Annotated in this window: 18 protein-coding genes; 7 read left to right on the forward strand and 11 right to left on the reverse strand. The window is 70.2% G+C overall.

The features are described from left to right. The coding region (locus tag ABZ412_RS23870; protein WP_357283749.1) for a preprotein translocase subunit SecY at positions 1 to 787 on the reverse strand (787 nt) is incomplete at its 3' end. 421 nt (positions 788 to 1,208) lie between these two features. On the opposite strand from ABZ412_RS23870, the gene ABZ412_RS23875 reads away from it, so the two are divergent. Further along, positions 1,209 to 2,210: a zinc-binding alcohol dehydrogenase family protein gene (locus ABZ412_RS23875; RefSeq protein ID WP_357284188.1), complete on the forward strand. Its 1,002-nt coding sequence runs from the start codon at positions 1,209 to 1,211 to the stop codon at positions 2,208 to 2,210. Positions 2,211 to 2,239: 29 nt separating this feature from the next. Beyond that, positions 2,240 to 3,241: a potassium channel protein gene (locus ABZ412_RS23880; RefSeq protein ID WP_357283751.1), complete on the forward strand. Its 1,002-nt coding sequence runs from the start codon at positions 2,240 to 2,242 to the stop codon at positions 3,239 to 3,241. Positions 3,242 to 3,272: 31 nt separating this feature from the next. Here ABZ412_RS23880 and ABZ412_RS23885 read toward each other — a convergent pair whose 3' ends face one another. From ABZ412_RS23885 to ABZ412_RS23905, 5 genes are all read right to left on the reverse strand, one after another. After that, positions 3,273 to 4,067: an ABC transporter permease subunit gene (locus tag ABZ412_RS23885; RefSeq protein WP_357283753.1), complete on the reverse strand. Its 795-nt coding sequence runs from the start codon at positions 4,065 to 4,067 to the stop codon at positions 3,273 to 3,275. Then, positions 4,067 to 5,077: an ABC transporter ATP-binding protein gene (locus ABZ412_RS23890; RefSeq protein WP_357283755.1), complete on the reverse strand. Its 1,011-nt coding sequence runs from the start codon at positions 5,075 to 5,077 to the stop codon at positions 4,067 to 4,069. The genes ABZ412_RS23885 and ABZ412_RS23890 overlap by 1 nt, the downstream gene beginning before the upstream one ends. Next, complete coding sequence (locus tag ABZ412_RS23895) at positions 5,074 to 5,988, reverse strand: universal stress protein (RefSeq protein ID WP_357283757.1); 915 nt, start codon at positions 5,986 to 5,988, stop codon at positions 5,074 to 5,076. Before ABZ412_RS23895 ends, ABZ412_RS23890 begins: the two co-directional genes overlap by 4 nt. Positions 5,989 to 6,106: 118 nt before the next feature. Continuing rightward, positions 6,107 to 6,739, reverse strand: a complete 633-nt coding sequence (locus ABZ412_RS23900) for a flavodoxin domain-containing protein (RefSeq protein ID WP_357283759.1) — start codon at positions 6,737 to 6,739, stop codon at positions 6,107 to 6,109. A 34-nt stretch (positions 6,740 to 6,773) separates the two neighbouring features. Next, positions 6,774 to 7,736: a 1-phosphofructokinase family hexose kinase gene (locus ABZ412_RS23905; protein ID WP_357283761.1), complete on the reverse strand. Its 963-nt coding sequence runs from the start codon at positions 7,734 to 7,736 to the stop codon at positions 6,774 to 6,776. A 167-nt stretch (positions 7,737 to 7,903) separates the two neighbouring features. On the opposite strand from ABZ412_RS23905, the gene ABZ412_RS23910 reads away from it, so the two are divergent. Genes ABZ412_RS23910 through ABZ412_RS23920 form a run of 3 tightly spaced genes read left to right on the forward strand, consistent with a single transcriptional unit; the run spans position 7,904 to position 13,118 of the window. Next, positions 7,904 to 8,815, forward strand: a complete 912-nt coding sequence (locus ABZ412_RS23910) for a universal stress protein (protein ID WP_357283763.1) — start codon at positions 7,904 to 7,906, stop codon at positions 8,813 to 8,815. Then, a complete protein-coding gene (locus ABZ412_RS23915) occupies positions 8,812 to 10,335 on the forward strand; it encodes an AAA family ATPase (protein WP_357283766.1) in 1,524 nt (507 codons plus the stop codon). The genes ABZ412_RS23910 and ABZ412_RS23915 overlap by 4 nt, the downstream gene beginning before the upstream one ends. Beyond that, entirely contained in the window at positions 10,332 to 13,118 is a 2,787-nt protein-coding gene (locus tag ABZ412_RS23920; RefSeq protein WP_357283768.1) for a cation-transporting P-type ATPase, read from the forward strand. The genes ABZ412_RS23915 and ABZ412_RS23920 overlap by 4 nt, the downstream gene beginning before the upstream one ends. Positions 13,119 to 13,147: 29 nt before the next feature. Here ABZ412_RS23920 and ABZ412_RS23925 read toward each other — a convergent pair whose 3' ends face one another. Genes ABZ412_RS23925 through acsA form a run of 5 tightly spaced genes read right to left on the reverse strand, consistent with a single transcriptional unit; the run spans position 13,148 to position 18,608 of the window. Next, entirely contained in the window at positions 13,148 to 13,399 is a 252-nt protein-coding gene (locus ABZ412_RS23925; RefSeq protein ID WP_357283770.1) for a hypothetical protein, read from the reverse strand. Between the two features lie 5 nt (positions 13,400 to 13,404). After that, positions 13,405 to 14,844, reverse strand: a complete 1,440-nt coding sequence (locus ABZ412_RS23930; protein ID WP_357283772.1) for a 2-oxo acid dehydrogenase subunit E2 — start codon at positions 14,842 to 14,844, stop codon at positions 13,405 to 13,407. Between the two features lies 1 nt (position 14,845). Then, positions 14,846 to 15,814: an alpha-ketoacid dehydrogenase subunit beta gene (locus tag ABZ412_RS23935; RefSeq protein WP_357283774.1), complete on the reverse strand. Its 969-nt coding sequence runs from the start codon at positions 15,812 to 15,814 to the stop codon at positions 14,846 to 14,848. Continuing rightward, complete coding sequence (gene pdhA, locus ABZ412_RS23940; RefSeq protein WP_357283776.1) at positions 15,811 to 16,794, reverse strand: pyruvate dehydrogenase (acetyl-transferring) E1 component subunit alpha; 984 nt, start codon at positions 16,792 to 16,794, stop codon at positions 15,811 to 15,813. Before pdhA ends, ABZ412_RS23935 begins: the two co-directional genes overlap by 4 nt. After that, positions 16,791 to 18,608, reverse strand: a complete 1,818-nt coding sequence (acsA, locus tag ABZ412_RS23945; protein ID WP_357283778.1) for an acetate--CoA ligase — start codon at positions 18,606 to 18,608, stop codon at positions 16,791 to 16,793. The genes pdhA and acsA overlap by 4 nt, the downstream gene beginning before the upstream one ends. A 182-nt stretch (positions 18,609 to 18,790) precedes the next feature. Between acsA and ABZ412_RS23950 the strand changes: the two genes are divergently transcribed. Next, positions 18,791 to 19,438 carry a DUF2267 domain-containing protein gene (locus ABZ412_RS23950; RefSeq protein ID WP_357283780.1) on the forward strand — a complete coding sequence of 216 codons (648 nt, stop codon included), beginning with the start codon at positions 18,791 to 18,793 and terminating at the stop codon, positions 19,436 to 19,438. A 23-nt stretch (positions 19,439 to 19,461) separates the two neighbouring features. Further along, positions 19,462 to 20,613 (forward strand): site-2 protease family protein, encoded by a 1,152-nt coding sequence (locus ABZ412_RS23955; protein WP_357283782.1) that lies wholly within the window; start codon positions 19,462 to 19,464, stop codon positions 20,611 to 20,613. The last annotated feature ends 29 nt before the right edge of the window (positions 20,614 to 20,642 follow it).

Genomic DNA, 20,642 nt, shown 5'->3' on the forward strand with positions numbered 1-20,642 from the left:
GATAGGTCGAGGAACCGCCGTACATCTTCCGGCCGACCACGCGCTTGGCGTACTGCACCGGAATCCGGCGCTGGCCCTGCTCGACGAAGATGACGGCGACGATCAGCAGCAGGATCGCGGCGCCGACGAGAGTGAGAACCAGAGCACCCTTGCTGTGCAGAATCGACGTGCCCTGGCTCGGGATTCGGGCGGCGATACCGGTGAAGATCAACAGCGACATGCCGTTCCCGATGCCGCGCTCGGTGATCAGTTCGCCGAACCACATGACCAGGGCCGCGCCCGCGGTCATGACCAGCACGATGATGATCATGCCGAACAGGGAGGTGTCGGCCAGGATGTCGTGCGGGCAGCCGCGCAGCAGCTGCCCGCGCGCGGCCAGTGCCACCAAGGTGGTCGCCTGCAGGACGGCCAGGGCCATCGCGAGATACCGGGTGTACTGCGTGATCCGGGCTTGGCCGGATTGGCCCTCCTTGCGCAGATCCTCGAATCGCGGGATCACGACGGTCAACAGCTGGGTGATGATACCGGCGGTGATGAACGGCATGATGCCGATCGCGAACACCGACAGTTGCAGCATCGCGCCGCCGGAGAACAGGTCGATCAGCTGGTAGATACCGGCCGATTCACCCCCGGAGACGAGTCCGATACAGCTGCGGACCGACGCGTAGTCGACACCGGGTGACGGCAGTGCCGCACCGAGGCGATACAGCGCGAGCAGACCCAGCGTGAACCCGATCTTCCGCCGCAATTCCGGGGTCCGCACAGCCGGTACGAAGGCGGAAAGCACGCACACTCCTGACGAATAGGGGTGCGGGACAGCATGATCGACCGGCACCGGAGATATTCGACGCTACGGAGATTCGCCCCCGCCCACCTCGGCCGCGAGAAGGAATTCGGCCTCCCCCGATGGAGGGATCCGCAACACCCGGCGCACGGTGGGTCCGGGTGGGCGGCGTCGCTCCTCTATCGCCTCCGTGGCTCGAGCGTTGCCGTGGCCATACGGGCCCCATTGCCCGCACGAAAGCGAGTCGTCGCGAAGGAATAGTTTGCGGGGTCATGCGCATTTCGGATCCATTTCGAAATCCAAGGCTCGAGGCTGTGACCTCGACATGATTGAAGATTCAAGAGAACCGAACTTTTTCAAACGGGTTTCGACGTTCACAATGAAGGGACTCCGTCGACGCCGAAGGGGGTATCCGATGAACTCGATGCGAGCGTGGCGGGTGCGGAAACCGGGCCGGATCGACGGCGAGCCGTTGAAGGCGGAGCGCATCCCGGTGCCGGAGCCCGGTCCGGGCGAATTGCAGGCGCGGGTGCTCGCGTGCGGGGTGTGCCGGACCGATCTGCACGTGACCGAGGGCGACCTGGCCGTGCACCGACCCGATGTGGTGCCGGGCCACGAGGTGGTCGGTGTGGTGACCGCGCTCGGGCCCGACGCCGGGACCGAGTTCCACGTCGGTGACCGGGTGGGGATCGCCTGGTTGCGGCACACCTGCGGGCGGTGCCGGTTCTGCCGCCGCGGCGACGAGAACCTGTGCCCGCGTTCGCGATACACCGGCTGGGATGCCGACGGCGGCTACGCCGAGTACGCGGTGGTTCCCGCCGACTTCGCGCTGCCATTGCCGACGGGCTACGCCGATATCGAGCTCGCTCCCCTGCTGTGCGCCGGGATCATCGGCTACCGGGCGCTGCGGCGCGCCGCGCTCCCGCCGGGCGGGCGGCTGGGGATCTACGGGTTCGGCGGCAGCGCGCACCTCGCGGTGCAGGTGGCCCTCGCCCAAGGCGCGCAGGTGCACGTCATGACCCGTGACTTCGCCGCGCAGCGGCTCGCGCTGGAGCTCGGAGCGACCTCCGCGCAGGGAGCGGTGGAACCGCCTCCGGAACAACTGGATTCGGCAATACTGTTCGCGCCGGTCGGCGAGCTGGTGTTGCCCGCGCTCGAGGCCCTCGATCGTGGCGGCGTCCTCTCCATCGCGGGTATCCACCTCTCCGACATCCCGTCGCTGAACTATCAGCGACATCTGTTCCAGGAACGCGAGATCCGCTCGGTGACCGCGAACACCCGCGCTGATTCGCGCGAGTTCCTCGCCTTCGCGGGCGCGCATCGCCTGGAGGTCACCGCGCACCCGTACCCGCTCGCGGAAGCCGATCGCGCACTGCGGGATCTGGCGCACGGGCGATTCGCGGGCGCGGCCGTCCTGGTTCCCTGAACCGGCGCGTGTGCTGCCACACTGCACGGGTGACCCTGTTACGCCGCGTCATTCGCGTTCTGTCGGCCTTCCTGCTGGTGACAGCCGTCGGTACGGTCGGCTACCGCTTACTGGGTTTCGGATACCTCGACGCGCTGTACCAAACCGTCACCACGATCACGACGGTCGGCTTCCGCGAAGTCCATCCGCTCGGTCCCGTCGGCCAGGTATTCACCATGGCGCTCATCCTGTTCGGCGCGGGCACCGTGTTCTATATGTTCGGTGTCCTGCTCGAGGCACTCATCGAAGGCCATGTACACCAACATCTGGAACGGCGGCGCATGAACAACCGGATCGAACGACTGCGCGGACACGTCATCGTGTGCGGCTGGGGCCGTGTCGGGCATTCGACAGCGCAATACCTCAGCGGTCTCGGCAAGGAGATCGTGGTGGTGGATCGCGACCCGCAACGCCTGGAGAACCTCGAATTCCCCTACATCCTGGGCGATGTCACCGACGACGCCGTCCTCGAGGCCGCGGGCATCCGGCACGCTCAGGCCCTCATCGCGGCCCTGGACAGCGACGCCGACAATGTCTACGTCACCCTGTCGAGCCGGGCCCTGCGCGCCGATCTCATCATCATCGCCCGCGCCCGCACCGAGAGCTCCAAATCCAAACTGCTGCGCGCGGGCGCCAACCGCGCGGTCAACCCGCAGCTCATCGGCGGCCGCCGCATGGCCGCCTTCGCCCTGCAACCCAATGTCGCCGAATTCCTCGACGTGGTCATGCACGACGAGAATCTCGAATTCCGTATCGAGGAGATCGAGATCGGCCCCGACTCGCCGCTGCTGGACCGCACTGTCGCCGACGCCGTGCCCCGGCATGGTGGCGGCGCGCTCGTCCTCGCCCTCCGAGCCGACGACGGCCGATTCGTCGCGAACCCCGACGGCGACACCCGGCTTCGACTCGGAACCGTTCTCATCGCGCTCGGTACCCAGCCGCAACTCGACTCGATCCGCACCAGCACCCGGGCCATAGACGGGGCGAGGTGACCTCCCGACCGAACCGGCCGTCCAGGCTCACTCACACCGCCGAGATGTCCCGGCGGGTGAACACCGGCACAGCCGCCGCCAGGAACACGACCGCGGACGCGATCAGGGAGAGATGACCCAGGCGCACCCCACCGCCCATCGGGCCGTCGGCGAGCGCCTGGTGAAACGGCGACCACGGTCCCCACGGCCGCACCGCCTCCACGATCCTCGAGGCCGCGAACAGTACGTAGGCGCCGACGGCGGCGACACCCGCGCCCGTGAGGGCCAGCCGCCGCCGCCCGGTGGCCGCCCCGATCGCCAGGGCCAGTCCTCCGAACGGCGCGGCCAACGCGATCATCGCGACCGAGCCGGCCGCGGCCGCGCCGATGCCGACCTGCATCCCGAATACCGCGGAACAGCCCATCACGGCGGCGAACAGGACGGCCCCGAGCAGGGTGAGCCCGGTCAGCAGCACCGCACTCTGCTCCAGCAGCAGGCGCATCGGCGTCACGCGGGTGATCAGCAGCACCTCCAGCGTGCCGGATTCCTCCTCGCCCGCGATGGCGCGAGCGCCGCGCGAGATCGCGAACACCAGGAACAGGATGGGCAGCATCATGCTGTACAGCTCGGTATTGAGAAATCCGGTGCCGCTGGTGAATTCGTCGATCGCGAACAGCTTGCGCAGGGATTCCGGATAGCTGTCCAGCATCTCCTTCAGGCCCGAGATGCGTGAGATCGACGGCCACAGCGCCGATTCCAGCAGCACCAGCGCCACGATGCCGATACTCCAGCCGATCAGCCCGCGACGTTGATCGCGCAGGCACTTCTGATACACCGTGGCGAACATCAGCGATCCTGTCCGTAGTAGGTGAGGAAGACGTCCTCGAGGTCGGGTTCGTGGCTGACGATGTCGGACACGCCGTATGGGGCGACGACCTTCAGCAGCTCCGCCGTGGACCCGTCGACCTCGATGTGCAGCACGTGGCCGGCGCCGCGCTCGACCGATCGGACGCCGTCCACCGCCCGCAGCGGCTCCGGATCCGGTGGCGCCGCATCGAAGGTGAGATCGATCCGGCGCAGCGACTGCGCGGTCAGCTCGGCGACCGACCGCACCTCCACCAGCCGGCCGTGACGCAGGATCGCGACCGTGTCCGCGACCGCCTGCACCTCCGAGAGCACGTGCGAGGACAGGAACACCGTGCGCCCGGAATCCCGGACCTCACGCAGCATCGTCAGGAACTCCCGCTGGATGAGCGGATCCAGGCCCTGTGTCGGCTCGTCGAGCACCAGCAGGTCCGGCTCGGTCATGAAGGCCTGCACGATGCCGACCTTCTGCCGGTTGCCGTGCGACATGGCTCCGATCCGCACCGAGGTGTCGAGGTCCATGCGCTCGACGAGGCGCTCGAGCACCGAGGATTCGACGCCGCCGCGCAAGCGGGCCAGGTAGTTCAGGTACTGCTGGGCGGTCAGGTCCGGGTAGGCGACGAACTGTCCTGGGAGATAACCGATGTGGCGCTGCGCCCTCGACCGCTCGCGCACGACGTCGGCTCCGGCCACAGTGATCGAGCCACCGGTGGGGCGCATCAATCCGACCAGCATGCGAATGGTCGTCGTCTTGCCCGCGCCGTTGGGTCCCAGGTAGCCGAAGATCACACCGGCGGGTACCTCGAGGCTCACCTCCGCCAGCGCGGGCGAGCGGCCGTAGGACTTGGTCAGGTCCCGCATCACGATCATCGCCGGGGTCCGCCCGGGCCACCCCACGGGGGCCGGAACCGGCACGCCACTCGGCGCCGAACCGTGGGGATGGTCCTCCGGGAATTCGCGCCGGGTGAACCTCGAGGCGTCTGTGCTGGTCATCGGGTCGCCGACTGGGACCGGACCACGAGCACCGGGCAGGTGGCCGCGTACAGCACGGCGGTGCTCACCGAACCGAGCACCATCGCATCGAAGCCGCCGCGGCCGTGCGAGCCGACCACGAGAAGCTGTGCGCCGTCGGCGAAGTCGAGCAGGGTGCGGACCGGGGTGTCGCAGCGGATGTGCCGTTCGACCCGCACGTCCGGGAATTCCTCGGCGAATCCCGCGAGGGCCTCGGCCAGTAGCACGTCCTCGTGCTGCCGGATCGCGTTCCACCCGGCCACTTCCAGATCGAAGCCGCTGACTTCGCTCCACGCATGCACCGCGATCAGCGGGGCTTTGCGCAGCGACGCCTCCTCGAACGCCATCCGCACGGCGGGCAGGCTGTTCTCGCTGCCGTCCACGCCGACGACGACCGACCGGTCCAGGGTGCTGCGGCCGAAATCCGGTTCTCCGTGCACGATGACCACCGGGCAGTGCGCTCGGCGCGCCAGCCCGGTGCTCACCGAGCCGAGTACGGCCCGCCGGATCGCACCGCGCCCGCGATTGCCCACCACGATCATTCGGGCCCGCTCGGATCGTTCGATCAGCGTCGCCAATGCCGGCTCTTCGACTGTTTCGGTGGTGAGGGCGATGGTGTCCTCCGGCGCGGCGTGATGAGCGGTCCGGACGGCCTCGGCCAGCACGCGCCGCGTCTCGTCCCGCACCGCCGCGTGCTCGACCATCCCGTGGGCGGTCCAGGGCTCACGACTCGACTGGACGCCGTACGCGACGACGATATGCAGTGGCCATCCACGCGATTCGGCCTCGACGGCGGCCCAGGCGACCGCCTGGTAGGAGGTTTGGGAGCCATCGACCCCGACCACGATGGGCCACGGGTCCGAATCCGATCGGCGGGTCGCGGTGTCCGGCATGATTCCTCCTGGTCACGATGGATGTATCGAGCATCTCGCCGCCACGGATCGGGTCCCAGAGACCAAGGTCACGGCCTGTCCGGGCCCTCGTGCTCTGATTCCGGGGCAGCCCGGCCGCTCAGGGGCGCCGTGGCAGCTGCTGCTCGGCGAGGTAGTTGCGGATGGTGGCCAGCGTCGCCCCGGCGCGAGAGGTACGCGGCGGCGCGGCGACCGGCGGATTCGGCTGCGCCGCACCGGCATGCAATGCGGCGGCCACATGGGTGGCCCAGGCGCCGATCGCCTCCCAGTCCCGCAGATCGGTGGCCGGCAGCACGTGCAATGGAGAGCCGGGTAGTTTCCGCATCCAGCGGTCGAGTCCGCGCAGCGCCGCGGGATCCCACCGGCCGCCGAACAGCGCCACGGAGAAAGGCGTGAGCCAGGTGTAGCGGTCGAGCAGTGCGTCCAGCTGGGGACGGACGTCGGATTCTGGGCGGGTCGGCTCGATCCGGCCGGTCGCGAAGACCGCGACGTCGCGATGCGCCAGCACCGGGCCGAATCGGCTCAGGAAGCGGCGGGCCGGGCGCGGCCAGCGGCCGTAGTAGAAGGGCGCGCCCACGATGACGGCGCGGTAGTCGTCGATCGAGGACACCTCGCGCATGGCGCGGCAATCGACATCGAATCCCGATTCGCGCAGTTTGACCGCGACGAATTCGGCGATCTCCTCGGTCGCGCCGTAGCGGGTCGCGTACGCCACCAGAATCCGGGCTTTCATGGTGTATTCCCCTGTTCCGGTACGAGATGGTGCTTCAGAGCGGGACTGCCAGCTGCCCTCGACCACCGTCCGGCCGGGCGGTCAGCTGGTGGAACAGTTCGGCGATCCGGTCCGGGCGACCCGGCCCTGTCCCCGGGGTCACGAGTGCGGCGGTCGCGGCCGCGATTCCCAGGCGCACGGCGGCATCGAGCGGGTAGCCACGCGCGAGGCCCACCACGATGCCGCTCACCTGGGCGTCACCGGCGCCGATTCCACTGCGCACCGGGACCTCGATCGAGGCGATCCAGTGCGCGTCGTCGCGAGTCACCGCGAGGGTGCCATCGGGTCCCATGGACACCACGACGATCTCGCTGACCCCCTGTTCCACGAGTTCGCGCGCGGCGGCGATCCTGGACTCGTCGTCCGGCAGCGGATGCCCGGCGTAGTCGGCCAGTTCGCGCACGCTGGGCTTGATCAGGTGCACGCCGCGGCGGACCGCGCGCAACGCGGCCCCCGACGTGTCGAGCACCAGGGGAACGCCGAGGTCTTTCAACAGGTCGGCCAGGCTCTGATAGAAGGTCACCGGAACTCCGGGCGGCAGACTGCCGCTGGCGACGACGTACCGGCACTCCTGTGCGGCACGCTCGACTTCGGCCAGGCAGCGGTGCACCTCCGGCGCCGTCAGCCGTGGGCCCGGCAGCACGAAGCGGTATTGCGAGCCGGTGTCCGCCGCGGTCACCGCGAAGCTCTCCCGGGTGTGACCGGAGACCGGTATCGGCCGCATCGGGATCGCGGCGTCGCGCACCAGCTGTTCGAGGAGTCTGCCCGGAGGCCCGCCCGCCGGGAATATCGCGGTCACCGGCTCCTCCAGCGCGGCGATCGTGCGGGCGACATTGATTCCACCTCCGCCGGGATCGAATCTCGGTGTGGTGCAGCGGGTCTTGTCGGTGGGCGCGACGTGCCCGGCGGTGGTGGCGATATCGATCGCCGGGTTCATCGTCAACGTCACGATCGACATTGGCCACCTTCTCGGGTACCGGCGGGAAATGTTCTGACGCAGCTGATTTCACGCTCGATCGTTGCGAGACGGTAGGGCACGGGGTAGTCCGGGGCAGGGACCGTCGTCGTCTCGGCAGGGACCGAAGTCCTCTGTTTCCACGAGGACACGAGCGTGACGCTGGAGATATGGATACCGATGTCTCCATCTCGCGGGCTGCGGTTAGTCCGGCGGAGGACACGCGGCGACGGCCGGTCATCGCCGGAATCGACGGATCCCGCGCGGCGATCCGCGCCGCCGAGTGGGCCGCCACGGAGGCGATGTCCCGGCAGGCGCCGCTCCGGCTGATCGCGACCGTGCCCGCCATCGACAAGCCCGCGTTCCGGCCCGGCGGCAATCGCTACCGATACGCCCAGGAAGCACTCGATACCGCGCGGCGGGCGGTGCTGGCCCGATACCCCGACGACAATCCCGTCGAGATCGCGGTGGAGGTCCGCCGTGGCCGGCCCGAGCGGATCCTGGTCGATCTGTCTCACTCGGCGGCGCTGATCGCGCTCGGCGCCACCGATATCGGGTTCTTCGCGCACCTGGTGCTGGGCTCGACCGCATTGTCGGTCACCCGCGACGCGCGGTGCCCGGTCGCCTTGGTGCGCCCGGCCGCCGCCGCACGCGGAGACGTGCTGGTGGTCGTCACCGACCGGCACTCCGCGAAACCCGCTCTGTCGGCGGCCTTCCAGGCGGCACACGAACGCGGCGCCGATCTGGTCGTGGCGCGGATCTGGCCGGGGCGGCCGTGGACGGGCATCGAGGAATGGGGGCGCGCCCCCGCACTCGTCACCGATGCGCAGATCAGGCACTGCCAGCGCGACTTTCCCGACGTCGGATTCCGGCCGGTGACCGTGGTCGGCGATGTGCTGAGCGCGGTCGAGCGGTTCAGCTCCACCGCCCAGCTCGTCGTGGTCACCCGCGATGGCGAGTCCGTCGCGCCCACTCGGCTCGGTCGGACGACCCAGGATCTGGTCTGCCATGCGTCCTGCCCGGTGCTGGTGCTCCCCGACGGGCCCGCCCCGGACGTGAACTCCGAGGCGGTTAACCGATGACCACCACGACCGAGCCGCCACTCGACAAGGCCGCACAGACCCGACTTTCGCCGGAGATGCGAGAAACCCACACCGGGCTCGTGGTGCTGTTCGGCGACCGCGCGTACAAGGTGAAGAAGCCGGTATCCACCGATTTCCTGGACTTCTCCACCACCGCGGCCCGGGACCGCGCGCTGCGGCGGGAACTCGAACTGAACCGGCGCTGGGCCGCGGACGTCTATCTGGGACTGGCCCATCTCACCGATCCGCTGGGCGGCCCGGCCGAACCGGTACTGATCATGCGGCGCATGCCCGAATCACGCCGCCTGAGCACGCTGGTGGCCACCGGGGCGATCGAACGCGATCACCTCGCCGAACTGGCCGTGATGCTGGCCCAATTCCACCGCAACGCCGCCCGCGGCCCCGCGATCGATCGCGCCGGAACGCCCGACGCGCTGCGCCGGCGATGGGAAATCCTGCTGAACGGCTTGCGATCCCGGCCGCCTGATGAGCTCGAGCCCGCAGTCGTGGCCCGGATCGAGCGGCTGGCGCTGCGGTTCATCGACGGCCGCGCGCCGCTGCTGACCGAGCGCACGGCCGCGGGCCGGATCCTCGACGGTCACGGCGATCTGCTGACCGAGGACATCTTCGCGCTGCGCGACGGATTCCGGATCCTGGACTGTCTCGACTTCGACGACTCCCTGCGCTACGTCGACGGTCTCGACGACGCCGCGTTCCTGGCCATGGATCTCGAATTCCGAGGACGGACAGAGCTGTCGGAGGCCTTCCTCGACGAGTATCTGCGTGCCGCGGGCGATGCCCCGCCCGCTTCGCTGCGGCACCACTACCTCGCCTACCGGGCCACCGTGCGCGCGAAGACCGATCGCATCCGGTCCGCACAGGGCGAACCGGAATACGCAGCCCACGCCCGCCGCCACGTGGATCTGGCGCTGCGGCATCTGGAAGCGGGGGCGGTGCGACTGGCGCTCGTCGGCGGACTGCCGGGAACCGGAAAGTCCACCGTCGCAGCGGCTCTGGCGAACGAGACCGGCGCGGAGCTCATCTCCAGCGATACAGTGCGCGCCGAGCTTCGCGCCCATGGAGCGATCACCGGAACCAGCGGCATCCTCGATGAGGGGGCATACGTTCCCGAGGCGAAGGCGCTCGTCTACTCACGCATGCTCGAACTCGCACACCAGCGACTCTCCCACGGTGTCTCGGTCATTCTCGATGCCGCGTGGATCGATGCGAAGGAACGCGCCCGTGCCCTGTCCCTCGCCACCCGGACGCGGGCCGATGCGATCGAACTGCGCTGCGAATGCCCGCCGCCGATCGCCGCCGCCCGCATCGGGAGCCGCCCCCGCGGCGACTCGGACGCCACCCCGCACATCGCCGAGGCCATGGCCGCCGTCGCCGCGCCCTGGCCGACGGCCACACCGCTGGACACCACCGCACCGATCGACGCCACCGTCGCACGGGCGTTGCGCGCGTGGAACGTCACCGATGAATCCCCGTGTGCGTCCGGCGGCGAACGCCCATGACCCGATTCGATGCCGCGCCGACGACGGTGGCCCTCGTCTCGACCGGGCCCGTTCCCACCGAACGCATCGACGCCCTGCTGCGCGACCTGCGCAGCAGCCGGACGGGACTGACCGATCGCGAGGCCCGCCGACGGCTGGTCCAGGTCGGGCCGAATCAGCTCGAGCGCCGCGGCGGGCGGACCTGGCCGCGCGAGCTGGCCCGGCAGTTCACGCATCCGCTCGCGCTGTTGCTCTGGGCCGCGGCGGGATTGGCGTGGGCGGTGGGTATCGCGCCGGTCGCCATCGCCATCCTCATCGTCATTCTCATCAACGCCGGATTCGCGTTCGCTCAGGAACGTCATGCCGAGCGGGCGGTGGAGGCGCTGGCCGCGTACCTGCCACGGCGCGCACGGGTCCTGCGGGACCGGTCGGTCGCCGACATCGAGGCCACCGACCTGGTTCCGGGCGATGTGCTGATCATCTCCGAGGGCGAACGGATCTCCGCGGACGCCCGCGTCCTCGACGGCGGCATCGAAGTCGACATGTCGGCGTTGACGGGTGAGTCCATGCCGGTCTACCGATCCGCTGATCTCGCCGACGCCGGAGTGCCGCTGCTGCACGCCCGCGATCTCGTGTTCAGCGGTACGACGTGCACCGAGGGCGAGGCCCGGGCGGTGGTGTACGCAACCGGCATGCGCTCGGAACTGGGCCGCATCGCCGCGCTCTCGGAACGGGTGCGCCGCGACGAGAGTCCACTCGAACACCAGGTGCGCCGGGTCGCCTGGCTGATCGCTCTGGTGTCGGTGGCGCTCGGGGCGGCGTTCATTCCGCTGGCCACCCTCGGAGCCGGACTCTCGTTCGTGAACGCGGTGGTGTTCGCGGTCGGGCTGCTGGTCGGCAATGTTCCCGAGGGTCTGCTTCCGGTGATCACCCTGGCGCTGGGAATCGGCGTGCGCGAGCTCGCCCGGCGCGGGGCGGTGATGAAGCGGCTCAGCGCGGTCGAGACCCTCGGATCCACCGATGTCATCTGTACCGACAAGACCGGCACGCTCACCGAGAACCGGATGCGCGTCGTGGTGGCGCACACCGCGGGCGGGCGGTTCGACTTCGCGCCGGATCGCGCGCCTGCCCGCCACGTCACCCTGGACCGGATGGCCGCGGCCATGACCGCCTGCAACAACGCGCGGGTCACCGGCTCCGGTGATCACCTTCCCTCCGGCGATCCGACCGAGGTCGCATTACTCGAAACCGCTGTGGCACTCGGCTTTCCGGTGGACGAAGACCTGCGCCGACAGCGGCGGATCCGCCAGTTCCACTTCGATTCGGCGCGCAAGCGGATGTCCACCCTCGATGCCGGACCATCCGGTGCGCGTGTGATCCATGCCAAGGGAGCGCCCGAAGCGGTACTGCCGCTGTGCGTCATGGAACTGGACGGCCAGGGGCGGCCCGTCCCCCTCACCCCCGCGCGGCGACGGCAACTACGCGACCTGGTCGACAAGCTGGCCCGGCAGGGGCTTCGAGTGCTGGCCGTGGCCGAACGCGTCCTGGACGACGATGAGGCCGATCCCGCCCGCCCGGACGACGCCGAGCGGGGACTGACACTGCTGGGTGTGGTGGCGATGGAGGATCCGCCGCGCGCCGAGGTCGCCGACGCCGTGGCCGCCTGTCACACCGCCGGTATCCGGGTCATCGTCATCACCGGCGATCACGGCCTCACCGCCGCCGCGGTGGCCGCCCAGGTGGGCATCACCCGCGCCGAACCGGTCATTGTGACCGGTGAAGAACTCGACCGCATGAGCGAGGACGACCTCGACCGGCTGCTCGCGGGCGGCGCCGACCTGATCTTCGCCCGTTCCTCCCCCGAGGCGAAGCTCCGCATCGCCGACGCACTGCGGGCCGCGGGCCATGTGGTGGCCATGACCGGCGACGGCGTCAACGACGCCCCCGCCCTGCGGCGCGCCGATATCGGTATCGCCATGGGCCGCTCGGGAACCGACGTGGCACGCGAGGCGGCCATCATGGTGCTGACCGACGACAACTTCGCCACCATCACCGCGGCCATCCGCGCGGGCCGCCGCGTCTACGTCAACATCCGCAAGTTCATCTTCTACATCTTCGCCCACGCCACCCCCGAAATCGTGCCGTTCCTGGTGTTCGCGCTCTCCGGTGGGGCGGTACCGCTCCCGCTCACCGTCCTGCAACTGCTGTCCTTCGACGTCGGCACCGAAACCCTGCCGGCGCTGGCGCTGGGCCGCGAGCCCGCCGAACCCGGCCTCATGCATCAGCCGCCCCGCCCGCGCGGCGAACCGGTGATCCGCGCCCGGATGCTGTTGCGCGCCTGGCTGTTCCTCGGCGTGTTGTGCGCGGCGTTGGCGATGGCGGGATTCTTCTTCGTGCTGTTGCGCGCAGGCTGGCATCCGGGCGCGCCCACTGGCCCCGGCGCTCCCCTGCACCACGCCTACCAGCAGGCCACCACCATGACCCTGCTGGGCATGGTCACCGGCCAGATCGGCACCGCGTTCGCCGCCCGCACCGAACACGCCTCCCTGCGCTCGATCGGCGTCTTCTCCAATCCACTGCTGTTGTGGGGCATAGCCTTCGAGCTCGCCTTCACCGCCGCCATCATCTACCTCCCGCCCTTGCACGCTCTCCTGGGCACCGCCGCCCTCACCCCCGCCATGCTCGCCTTCACCGCGCCCTTCCCCCTGATCGTGTGGGGCGCGGACGAATTCCGTCGCTGGCTGATCCGGCGTCGCACCGGCGCCCGGGAGGCGGGCGCCGAACGGGTCCGCCTCTCGGTGTGATGGCTTCCTCGGCGCGGACCGGGCCCGGCTCACCCCCCGGTCAGAAACTCGACGCAGGCGGCGATGGTGGCCAGACGGGGATAGTCCGATTCCTCGATGCGGCGATCCGCGGCGGCGGAGAGGCGTTCGACGAAAGTGAGGAAATCCAGGGAATCGAGCGCCAGGGTCGCACGCAGTGGAGCGTCGCCGGGCAGCGACGCCAGGCGGTCGGGAGTGTCGAAGCCGTGCAGGGCATCGCGGACGAGACCGTCGGCGACCTCGCCGGACAGGGTGGTGGCCATGGCTTTCAGAGCTCCTCGGGGGTTTGCAGCAGAGCGTCGACGGTGTGGAGGAAGCGGGCGCCGATCGCGCCGTCGGAGGCGCGGTGGTCGGCGGAGAGGGTCGCGGTGAGCTGGGGGCGCACGCCGAGCAGGCCGCCGACCGCGCAGGGACGCTCGGTCACCGCGCCGAAACCGACGATCGCGACCTGGGGGGCGGCGATGACGCCGAAGACCGAATCCACGCCCAGGTCACCGAGATTGGTGACGGTGATGGTGGCGGGGGTCGCGTCGGTCGAGCGCAGGCGGACGGCGCGGGCGCGTTCGGCGACGCCGCGCAGGGCGGCCATCACGGCCGGCAGGGCGAGGCGGTCGGCGTCGGGGATGGTGGGGACGATGATGCCGCCCGCGCGCATGGAGACCACGACACCCAGGTGAACGGCCGCGGCGGCGTGGAATTCGTCGTCGATCCAGTGACCGTTGAGCTCCGGCACCACGGTGGCCGCACGGGCGACGGCCGCCAACAGCAGGGCGGCGGGCAGGATTCGGTCCGCGACGGGGACCTGGCGGTTGTGTTCGGCGAGCCAATCGCGCGCGCGGGTCATATCGATGGTGCTCGACAGGTAGTAGTGCGGGACGGTGCGTTTGGATCTCGTCATCGCGGCCGCGATCAGTTTGCGGACCTCCGCCGGATCGTGTTGCGGCGCAGGGTGTCCCCGCTCGGGACGGGCCGTTGCCGCTCCCTCGCTTCTCGACCGCTCCGATTGCACGGCGGATCGGCTCGGGGTGGACGTCGTTTCGGCCGCGGGCGGGGACGCTGCCGCCCGCACGTCGGCCGCCCGGACCGCGCCATCGGGTCCGCTGCCGGCCAGCCCGGTGAGATCCACACCGGTTTCGTTCGCCAGCGCCCGCGCGTAGCCGGTGGCGCGCACCCAGATGTCGAACGCGCCAAGGCGTTCGGTCACCGCGCGGTCGATATCCGCCCGGACGATGCGACCGCCGGGCGCGGAGCCGTGCACGGTCGCCAGATCGATCCCCGCTTCGGCGGCGAGGCGCCGGATGAGCGGTGTCGCTCGAAGCGTGGACTCGTGTCCGTCGTGACCGTGCGGCAGTGCGGGGGCTGGGCCGACCGGCCGAGTGGGTTGCTCCGGCGCCCCCGTCTCGGGCTGCGCGCCACCGGCTTTCGCGCCGACCGGTGCGGTCGTGACCGCCGGCGCGGCGGTGGCCGCGGACGGGGAGGTCTCGATGGTCGCCAGTGGTGTTCCGACAGGCACCGTGGCTCCTTCGGGAACGAGCAGTTCGCCGATGACGCCGTCGTCGAAGCATTCGACCTCGATCGCCGCCTTGGTGGTGTCGACCTCGGCCACCACATCGCCCTTGTGCACGGTGTCGCCCGGTCGCACCCGCCATTCGAGCAGCACGCCCTCGGTCATGTCCGCGCCGAGCGACGGCATCCGGAACTCGGCCACCTCAGTTCACCGCCTTGCGGACGGCCTCGGCGACGATGTCGGGTCGCGGCAGCGCCGCCTCCTCGAGCTGACGGGCATAGGGGATCGGCACCTCGGCGGTGCACACCCGTGCGATCGGGGCGTCGAGCAGGTAGTAGCCGTTCTCCGCTGCGCGAGCGGCGATTTCGGCGGCGATGCCGACGCTGCGCCAGCCTTCGTCCACGACGATCAGGCGGTGCGTGCGGGCGATCGACGCGAGGACGGTCGCCTCGTCGAGGGGGCGCAGCGTGCGCAGGTCGATGACCTCGGCGGAAATGCCCTCACCGGCCAGCTGTTCGGCCGCGGCCTCCGCCACGCGCAACGCGCCACCGTAGGACACCAGGGTGGCGTCGGTTCCGGAGCGCCGGATGACAGCCGCATCGATATCGACCGCACCGGCATCCGAGGGCAGCTCGCCTTCGCTGTTGTAGAGCGCGATCGGCTCGAAGATCAGCACCGGATCCGGATCCTGCAGCGCGGTCCAGAGCATGCCGCGCGCGTCCGCGACGGTGGCCGGCGACAACACGCGCAGCCCCGGGATGTGCGCGTAGAACGCCTCGAGGCTGTGCGAATGCTGGGCTCCCAGTTGGCGTCCCGCACCGGTGGCCATCCGGATCACCAGCGGCACCCCGAGCTGACCGCCGGACATGTGCCGCAAGGTGGCCGCGTTGTTGAGGATCTGGTCCAGCGCCAGCAGGCTGAAGTTGACGGTCATGATCTCCACGATCGGTCGCAGGCCGCCCAGCGCCGCACCGATGCCCGCGCCGACGAAGGCGGACTCGCTCAATGGGGTGTCACGGACGCGCTCGGGGCCGAACTCGTCGAGCAGTCCCCGGCTCACGCCGAAGCAGCCACCGTACGCGCCCACGTCCTCCCCCATCAGGAACACCCGCTCATCGCGGATCAGGGCTTCGCGCAACGCTTCCCGGACGGCTTCGCGATAGGTGGTCATCTCGTCTCCGCGTACACGTGGCGGGTCAGGTCGGTGATCGGTTCCAGCGGCGCGGCCTCGGCCGCGGCGACCGCGGCGTCGATCTCCGCGTCGACCTCCGCCTCCAGCTTCACCTGCGCATCCGATGCGACGGCTCCGGCGGCGGACAGCTCGGCGAACAGCCGTGGAATCGGGTCGCGGGCTTTCCATCGCTCGATCTCGGCCTTGTCACGGTAGCGGTCGGCGTCGTACATCGAATGTGCGCGGAAGCGGTAGGTGCGCAACTCCAGGAAGCACGGGCCGCGCCCGCCGTGAATGGACTCCAGGGCCCGGCGCGCCGCCGCCGCGACCTCGACCGCGTCCATGCCGTCGACCGGCCACGACGCCAGCCCGTACCCGGCGGCTCGCAGCGAGAGATCGGTGACTGCGTGTTCGCGGCGCAATGCCGTTCCCATCGCGTACTGGTTGTTCTCACAGGCGAACAGGACCGGCAGCCGCCACAGCGCGGCCAGGTTCAGGCATTCATGGAATTCCCCCTCCGCGACCGCGCCGTCGCCGAACAGGCACACGGTCACGGCGTTCTCACCACGCAACGAGTCCGCGAGCGCCAGCCCCACCGCCAGCGGCAGCCCGCCGCCGACGATGGCGTTGCCGCCGTAGAAGCGGCGCTGCCCGTCGAACAGGTGCATGGACCCGCCGCGCCCGTGGCTGCATCCGGTGGCCCGGCCGTACATCTCGGCCATGACGGCGTCCATCGGGACGCCGCGGGCCAGCGCGTGCCCGTGCTCACGGTAGGTCGACACGACGGCGTCACCGGGCTCCAGGACGGTCAGCAGTCCGGCGGCCACCGCTTCCTCCCCGATCGACAGGTGCAGGAATCCGCGAATGGCCTCGGTGCTGTAGAGCTGGACACAGCGTTCTTCGAAGCGGCGGATGCGGATCATCTGACGCAGCAACGCGATTCGCTCGTCGATCGCGGCCTGGTCGATCGCCGCGGTCATCGGGCGCTCTCCAGCGTCGAGACGTCGCCCTCGGGAAGTCCGCGGTCGCGGGCCTTCAACAGGCGCCGCATCACCTTTCCGCTGCGGGTGTGCGGCAGCGACTCGGTGAACACGATCTGCTTGGGCGCGACCGCCCCCAATTGTCTTCTGCCGAAGGCGATGATGTCGTCGTGCAGCTCCGGCGAGGGTTCGTGGCCGGGCCGCAGTTGCACGAAGGCTTTGACCAGCTCGCCCGCCACCGGGTCGGGGGTGCCGATCACCCCGGCTTCGGCGATGGCCGGATGCGCCATCAGCACGCTCTCGACCTCGAACGGTCCGATCAGGTGCCCCGCGGATTTGATCACGTCGTCGGCCCGGCCGACGAACCAGAAGTACCCGTCGCCGTCGCGCCGCGCCAGGTCCCCGCTCAGATACCAGCCGGCCGCGAAAGCCCGTGCGTACTTGACGGGTTCGTTGCGGTAGCCGCGGAACATCGAGGGCCAGCCGGCCCGCAGGGCGAGCTCGCCGACCTCGTCGTCGGCCGCGTACTCGACCGCGCCGTCGGTGATCGCGGCGCGGCCGTCGGGGCCGCGGCGCAGGACCGTGGCCTCGATCCCCGGCAGCGGGCGGCCCATCGAACCGGGCCGGATCTGCTCGGCGGCCAAGTTGGCGATCATGATCGCGCCCGTCTCGGTCTGCCACCAGTTGTCGTGCACCGCATGGCCGAGCACCCGCTTGCCCCAGACGACGGCCTCGGGGTTGAGCGGTTCGCCCACGCTCGCGACGAACCGCAGGCTCGACAGGTCGGTGCCCGCCGGCAGCTCGTCGCCGCGCCGCATGAGCATGCGTAACGCGGTCGGGGCGGTGTACCACACCGATACCCGTTCGGTGGTGAGGATGTCGTACCAGCGCCTGGCATCGAACTCGGCCTCGTCGCTGATCAGCGTGACGCCCAGAGCGAGTGGAGCGATGACGCCGTAGGTCATGCCGGTGACCCAGCCGGGATCGGCTGTGCACCAGAAGATGTCACCGGGGCGCAGGTCCAGGGCGTAGTGTGCGCTGATCCGGTGCGCGAGCACGGCCCCGTGCACGTGCACCGCGCCCTTGGGCATTCCGGTGGTGCCGCTGGTGAAGTGCAGCAGGGCGGGATCCTCGGGGGCCGTTCGCACGATCGGGAACTCCTCGGGAACCAGTGCCATCGCCAGGGCGAGACCCACGGTGTCGTCGATCTGCGGGTCGTCGACACCGGCGTCGGTGAGCAGCACGTGCCGCAGCGCGGGCACCGCCAGGCGGTTCGGCGCGATCTTGCGGCGGTACTGGTCCGCGGTGGTGATCAGCGTGGTGGCACCGGAGATCTCGAGCCGCTGCCGTACCGGTTCGGGTCCGAAGGCCGAGAACAGCGGCACCACCACGCAGCCGGCCTTCCAGGCCCCGAGGCAGGCGATGTACAGCTCCGGGGTGCGGCCCAGCAGCAGGCATACCCGGTCGCCCCGGCGCACGCCCAGGTCACGCAGCACGTGCGCGAATCTGTTACTGAGAGCGGCGAGTTCGGTGTAGGTGAGGGTGGTGGCATCGCCCGCAGCCGACAGCCAGCGCAACGCCGGTGCGTCGGCCAGCGGCGTGCCCAGGTGCCGGTCGACGGCCTCGTGGGCGATGTTCACGCCCCCGCCGGGCAACCCGTCCAGACAGCGGCGCGCGGACTCCCAGGTGAATTCCCGGCATGCCATCTCGTACGCCGTGAGATTGGCTTCGGCCCGCTCGCGCGCGGTCTTGTCGATCGGTTCCCAGCGCATCGTCTCTCGCACCGGCGTGCCCTGGTGGTTCGCGGTCTTCATCGGTACCTCCCGTATCCAGTCAACGACCGCGACCCCGGCAGAGGGCAGGGCGTAAAGACCATCGCCGCGAGGACCTCCGTCGCCGGTGCTGTGGCACGAGTCCTCTGCCCCGCACGTCCGCTCGGAGCGCAGGCTCGAGCCAATACCCGAGTGCGCGATCACCGTCCGAAAGGCCGTATCCGATGAGCCATCACACCGATCCGTTCGCGCCCAGCGTGCACACCGCTCACGAATGGCTGGCGGCAGTGGCCCGCGGCATCGACACCGAGGACCGATCCGTCGCCCATCGCGCCCTGCGAGCCTGGCTGCACACCGTGCGCGACCGGTTGAACGTCAATGCCGCCGCGCACGTCAGCGCCCAGCTGCCGGAACTGCTGCGCGGGATCTTCTACGAGGGCTGGATGCCCAGCCAGGTCCCGGTGCCGCACGACGTGCCGTCCTTCCTGACCCAGTTCGCCCGTGGCGCGGGTGTCAGCACCGAGGAAGCGGTCCCGCTCGCGGGCATCGTCACCGACACCCTCGCCGACCTGTTCTCGCCCGGCCAGCTCGATCACGTGCTGGCGCAGCTGCCCGTGAAGCTGCGCTTCATCCTGCTCGGGACCGATCTGTCGGCCAGCTACGCGGGTGCGGCGGTATTCCCGGAACCCGACGTGCCGCAGATCGAGGCGCTCGAACGCCGTGTGCACGCGCTGACCGAGGCGGTGACGGCCCTGGTGCACGGACTCGAGTTCCCCACCGAGGGCGAATTCGATACCGGCGCGGGGTTGTCGGCGGCGCAGCGCGCCCACCGGATCCTGCTCGCCGAGGGCCTCGCCGGCCCCGACCACTGACGAGGACGAGGACGAGGAACATCATGCCGATCCGATCCACCCTCCCGCTCGGCCGCGTCGCCGGCGTCCGCCTCGGCGCGCATTGGTCGGCCGGGGTGACGGTGGGACTGTTCACCTGGGTACTGGCCTCCTACCTGCGGGGCACCGCGAGCCCCGGAATCATCTGGGTGGCGGCGTTACTCGGGGCGCTCACGCTGATCGCGTGCCTGCTCGCCCACGAACTGGCGCATTCGATCGTGGCCACACGGCACGGAGTCCGGGTCGAACGCATCGTGCTGTGGCTGCTGGGCGGCGCGTCCGAGCTCGCCGACGAACCCCGCGACGCCCGTACCGATCTACGGGTCGCGCTGGCCGGGCCGGCCACCAGCCTGCTGCTGGGCGTCGTGGCCTACGGCGCGGCGGCGTTGGCCGCCGTCTTCTCCCCCGGCGGACCGGTGACCGCCACCCTGATCTGGCTGGCCACGGTCAATGTCGTTCTCGCCGTGTTCAATATGCTGCCCGGAGCGCCCCTCGACGGCGGCCGGGTGGTGCGCGCGCTGTTGTGGCGCCGCAGCGGTGACCGTCTGCGCGCCGAGACCACCGCCGCCCGCATCGGCCGATTCGTCGGTATGACGCTGGCCGGTCTCGGCGTCGCCGAGATCTTCGCCGTCGGCGACTTCGGCGGCCTGTGGCTGATGCTGCTGGGCTGGTTCCTCTACACCGCCGCCAATAGCGAACTGATGCTCGCGGGTCTGCGACACCGACTGGGCGACACCACGATCGGCGAGATCATGACTCCCCACCCGATCTCGATCCCCGCCGATCGCACCGTGGAACAACTGCTCGGCTCGGACGTCGTCTACACCCATCACCGCGTCTTCCCCGTCGTCGACGCCGACGGTCGACCCCGCGCCGTCCTGGCCTGGGCCGATCTGCTGCGCCCCCGCACCGCGGTCCACCCCGGGCTGCGCGTGTCCGAACTGGCCCGCCCCCTTCAACCGGCCGCGATCGCCGGGCGCGACGCTCCCCTCGGGGACGTGATCGCCCGAATAGTCCTGCGTCCCGATCTGGACGCCATCGCCGTGGTGGACCCCTCCGGCCGGCTCGCGGGCGTGGTCACCGCCACCGACCTCGCCCTCGCCTGTGACCGCTCGGCCCTCGGTCTGCCCGCCCACCCCACGCAGACCTCCCCCTGACCGGCGCTTCCAACCGCGCCGATCAGGGT

The sequence above is a fragment of the Nocardia sp. NPDC005746 genome (genome assembly GCF_040630785.1).
Taxonomy (GTDB): domain Bacteria; phylum Actinomycetota; class Actinomycetes; order Mycobacteriales; family Mycobacteriaceae; genus Nocardia.

Bases quoted from the DNA above. Each gene is read 5' to 3' on its own strand.
- ABZ412_RS23875 (WP_357284188.1), top strand. From the start codon at position 1,209: ATGCGAGCGTGGCGGGTGCGGAAACCGGGCCGGATCGACGGCGAGCCG.
- pdhA (WP_357283776.1), bottom strand. From the start codon at position 16,794: ATGACCGCGGCGATCGACCAGGCCGCGATCGACGAGCGAATCGCGTTG.
- ABZ412_RS23885 (WP_357283753.1), bottom strand. From the start codon at position 4,067: ATGTTCGCCACGGTGTATCAGAAGTGCCTGCGCGATCAACGTCGCGGG.
- ABZ412_RS23920 (WP_357283768.1), top strand. From the start codon at position 10,332: ATGACCCGATTCGATGCCGCGCCGACGACGGTGGCCCTCGTCTCGACC.
- ABZ412_RS23900 (WP_357283759.1), bottom strand. From the start codon at position 6,739: ATGAAAGCCCGGATTCTGGTGGCGTACGCGACCCGCTACGGCGCGACC.
- ABZ412_RS23895 (WP_357283757.1), bottom strand. From the start codon at position 5,988: ATGCCGGACACCGCGACCCGCCGATCGGATTCGGACCCGTGGCCCATC.
- ABZ412_RS23935 (WP_357283774.1), bottom strand. From the start codon at position 15,814: ATGACCACCTATCGCGAAGCCGTCCGGGAAGCGTTGCGCGAAGCCCTG.
- ABZ412_RS23955 (WP_357283782.1), top strand. From the start codon at position 19,462: ATGCCGATCCGATCCACCCTCCCGCTCGGCCGCGTCGCCGGCGTCCGC.
- ABZ412_RS23905 (WP_357283761.1), bottom strand. From the start codon at position 7,736: ATGTCGATCGTGACGTTGACGATGAACCCGGCGATCGATATCGCCACC.
- ABZ412_RS23925 (WP_357283770.1), bottom strand. From the start codon at position 13,399: ATGGCCACCACCCTGTCCGGCGAGGTCGCCGACGGTCTCGTCCGCGAT.
- ABZ412_RS23915 (WP_357283766.1), top strand. From the start codon at position 8,812: ATGACCACCACGACCGAGCCGCCACTCGACAAGGCCGCACAGACCCGA.
- ABZ412_RS23890 (WP_357283755.1), bottom strand. From the start codon at position 5,077: ATGACCAGCACAGACGCCTCGAGGTTCACCCGGCGCGAATTCCCGGAG.
- ABZ412_RS23950 (WP_357283780.1), top strand. From the start codon at position 18,791: ATGAGCCATCACACCGATCCGTTCGCGCCCAGCGTGCACACCGCTCAC.
- acsA (WP_357283778.1), bottom strand. From the start codon at position 18,608: ATGAAGACCGCGAACCACCAGGGCACGCCGGTGCGAGAGACGATGCGC.
- ABZ412_RS23910 (WP_357283763.1), top strand. From the start codon at position 7,904: ATGGATACCGATGTCTCCATCTCGCGGGCTGCGGTTAGTCCGGCGGAG.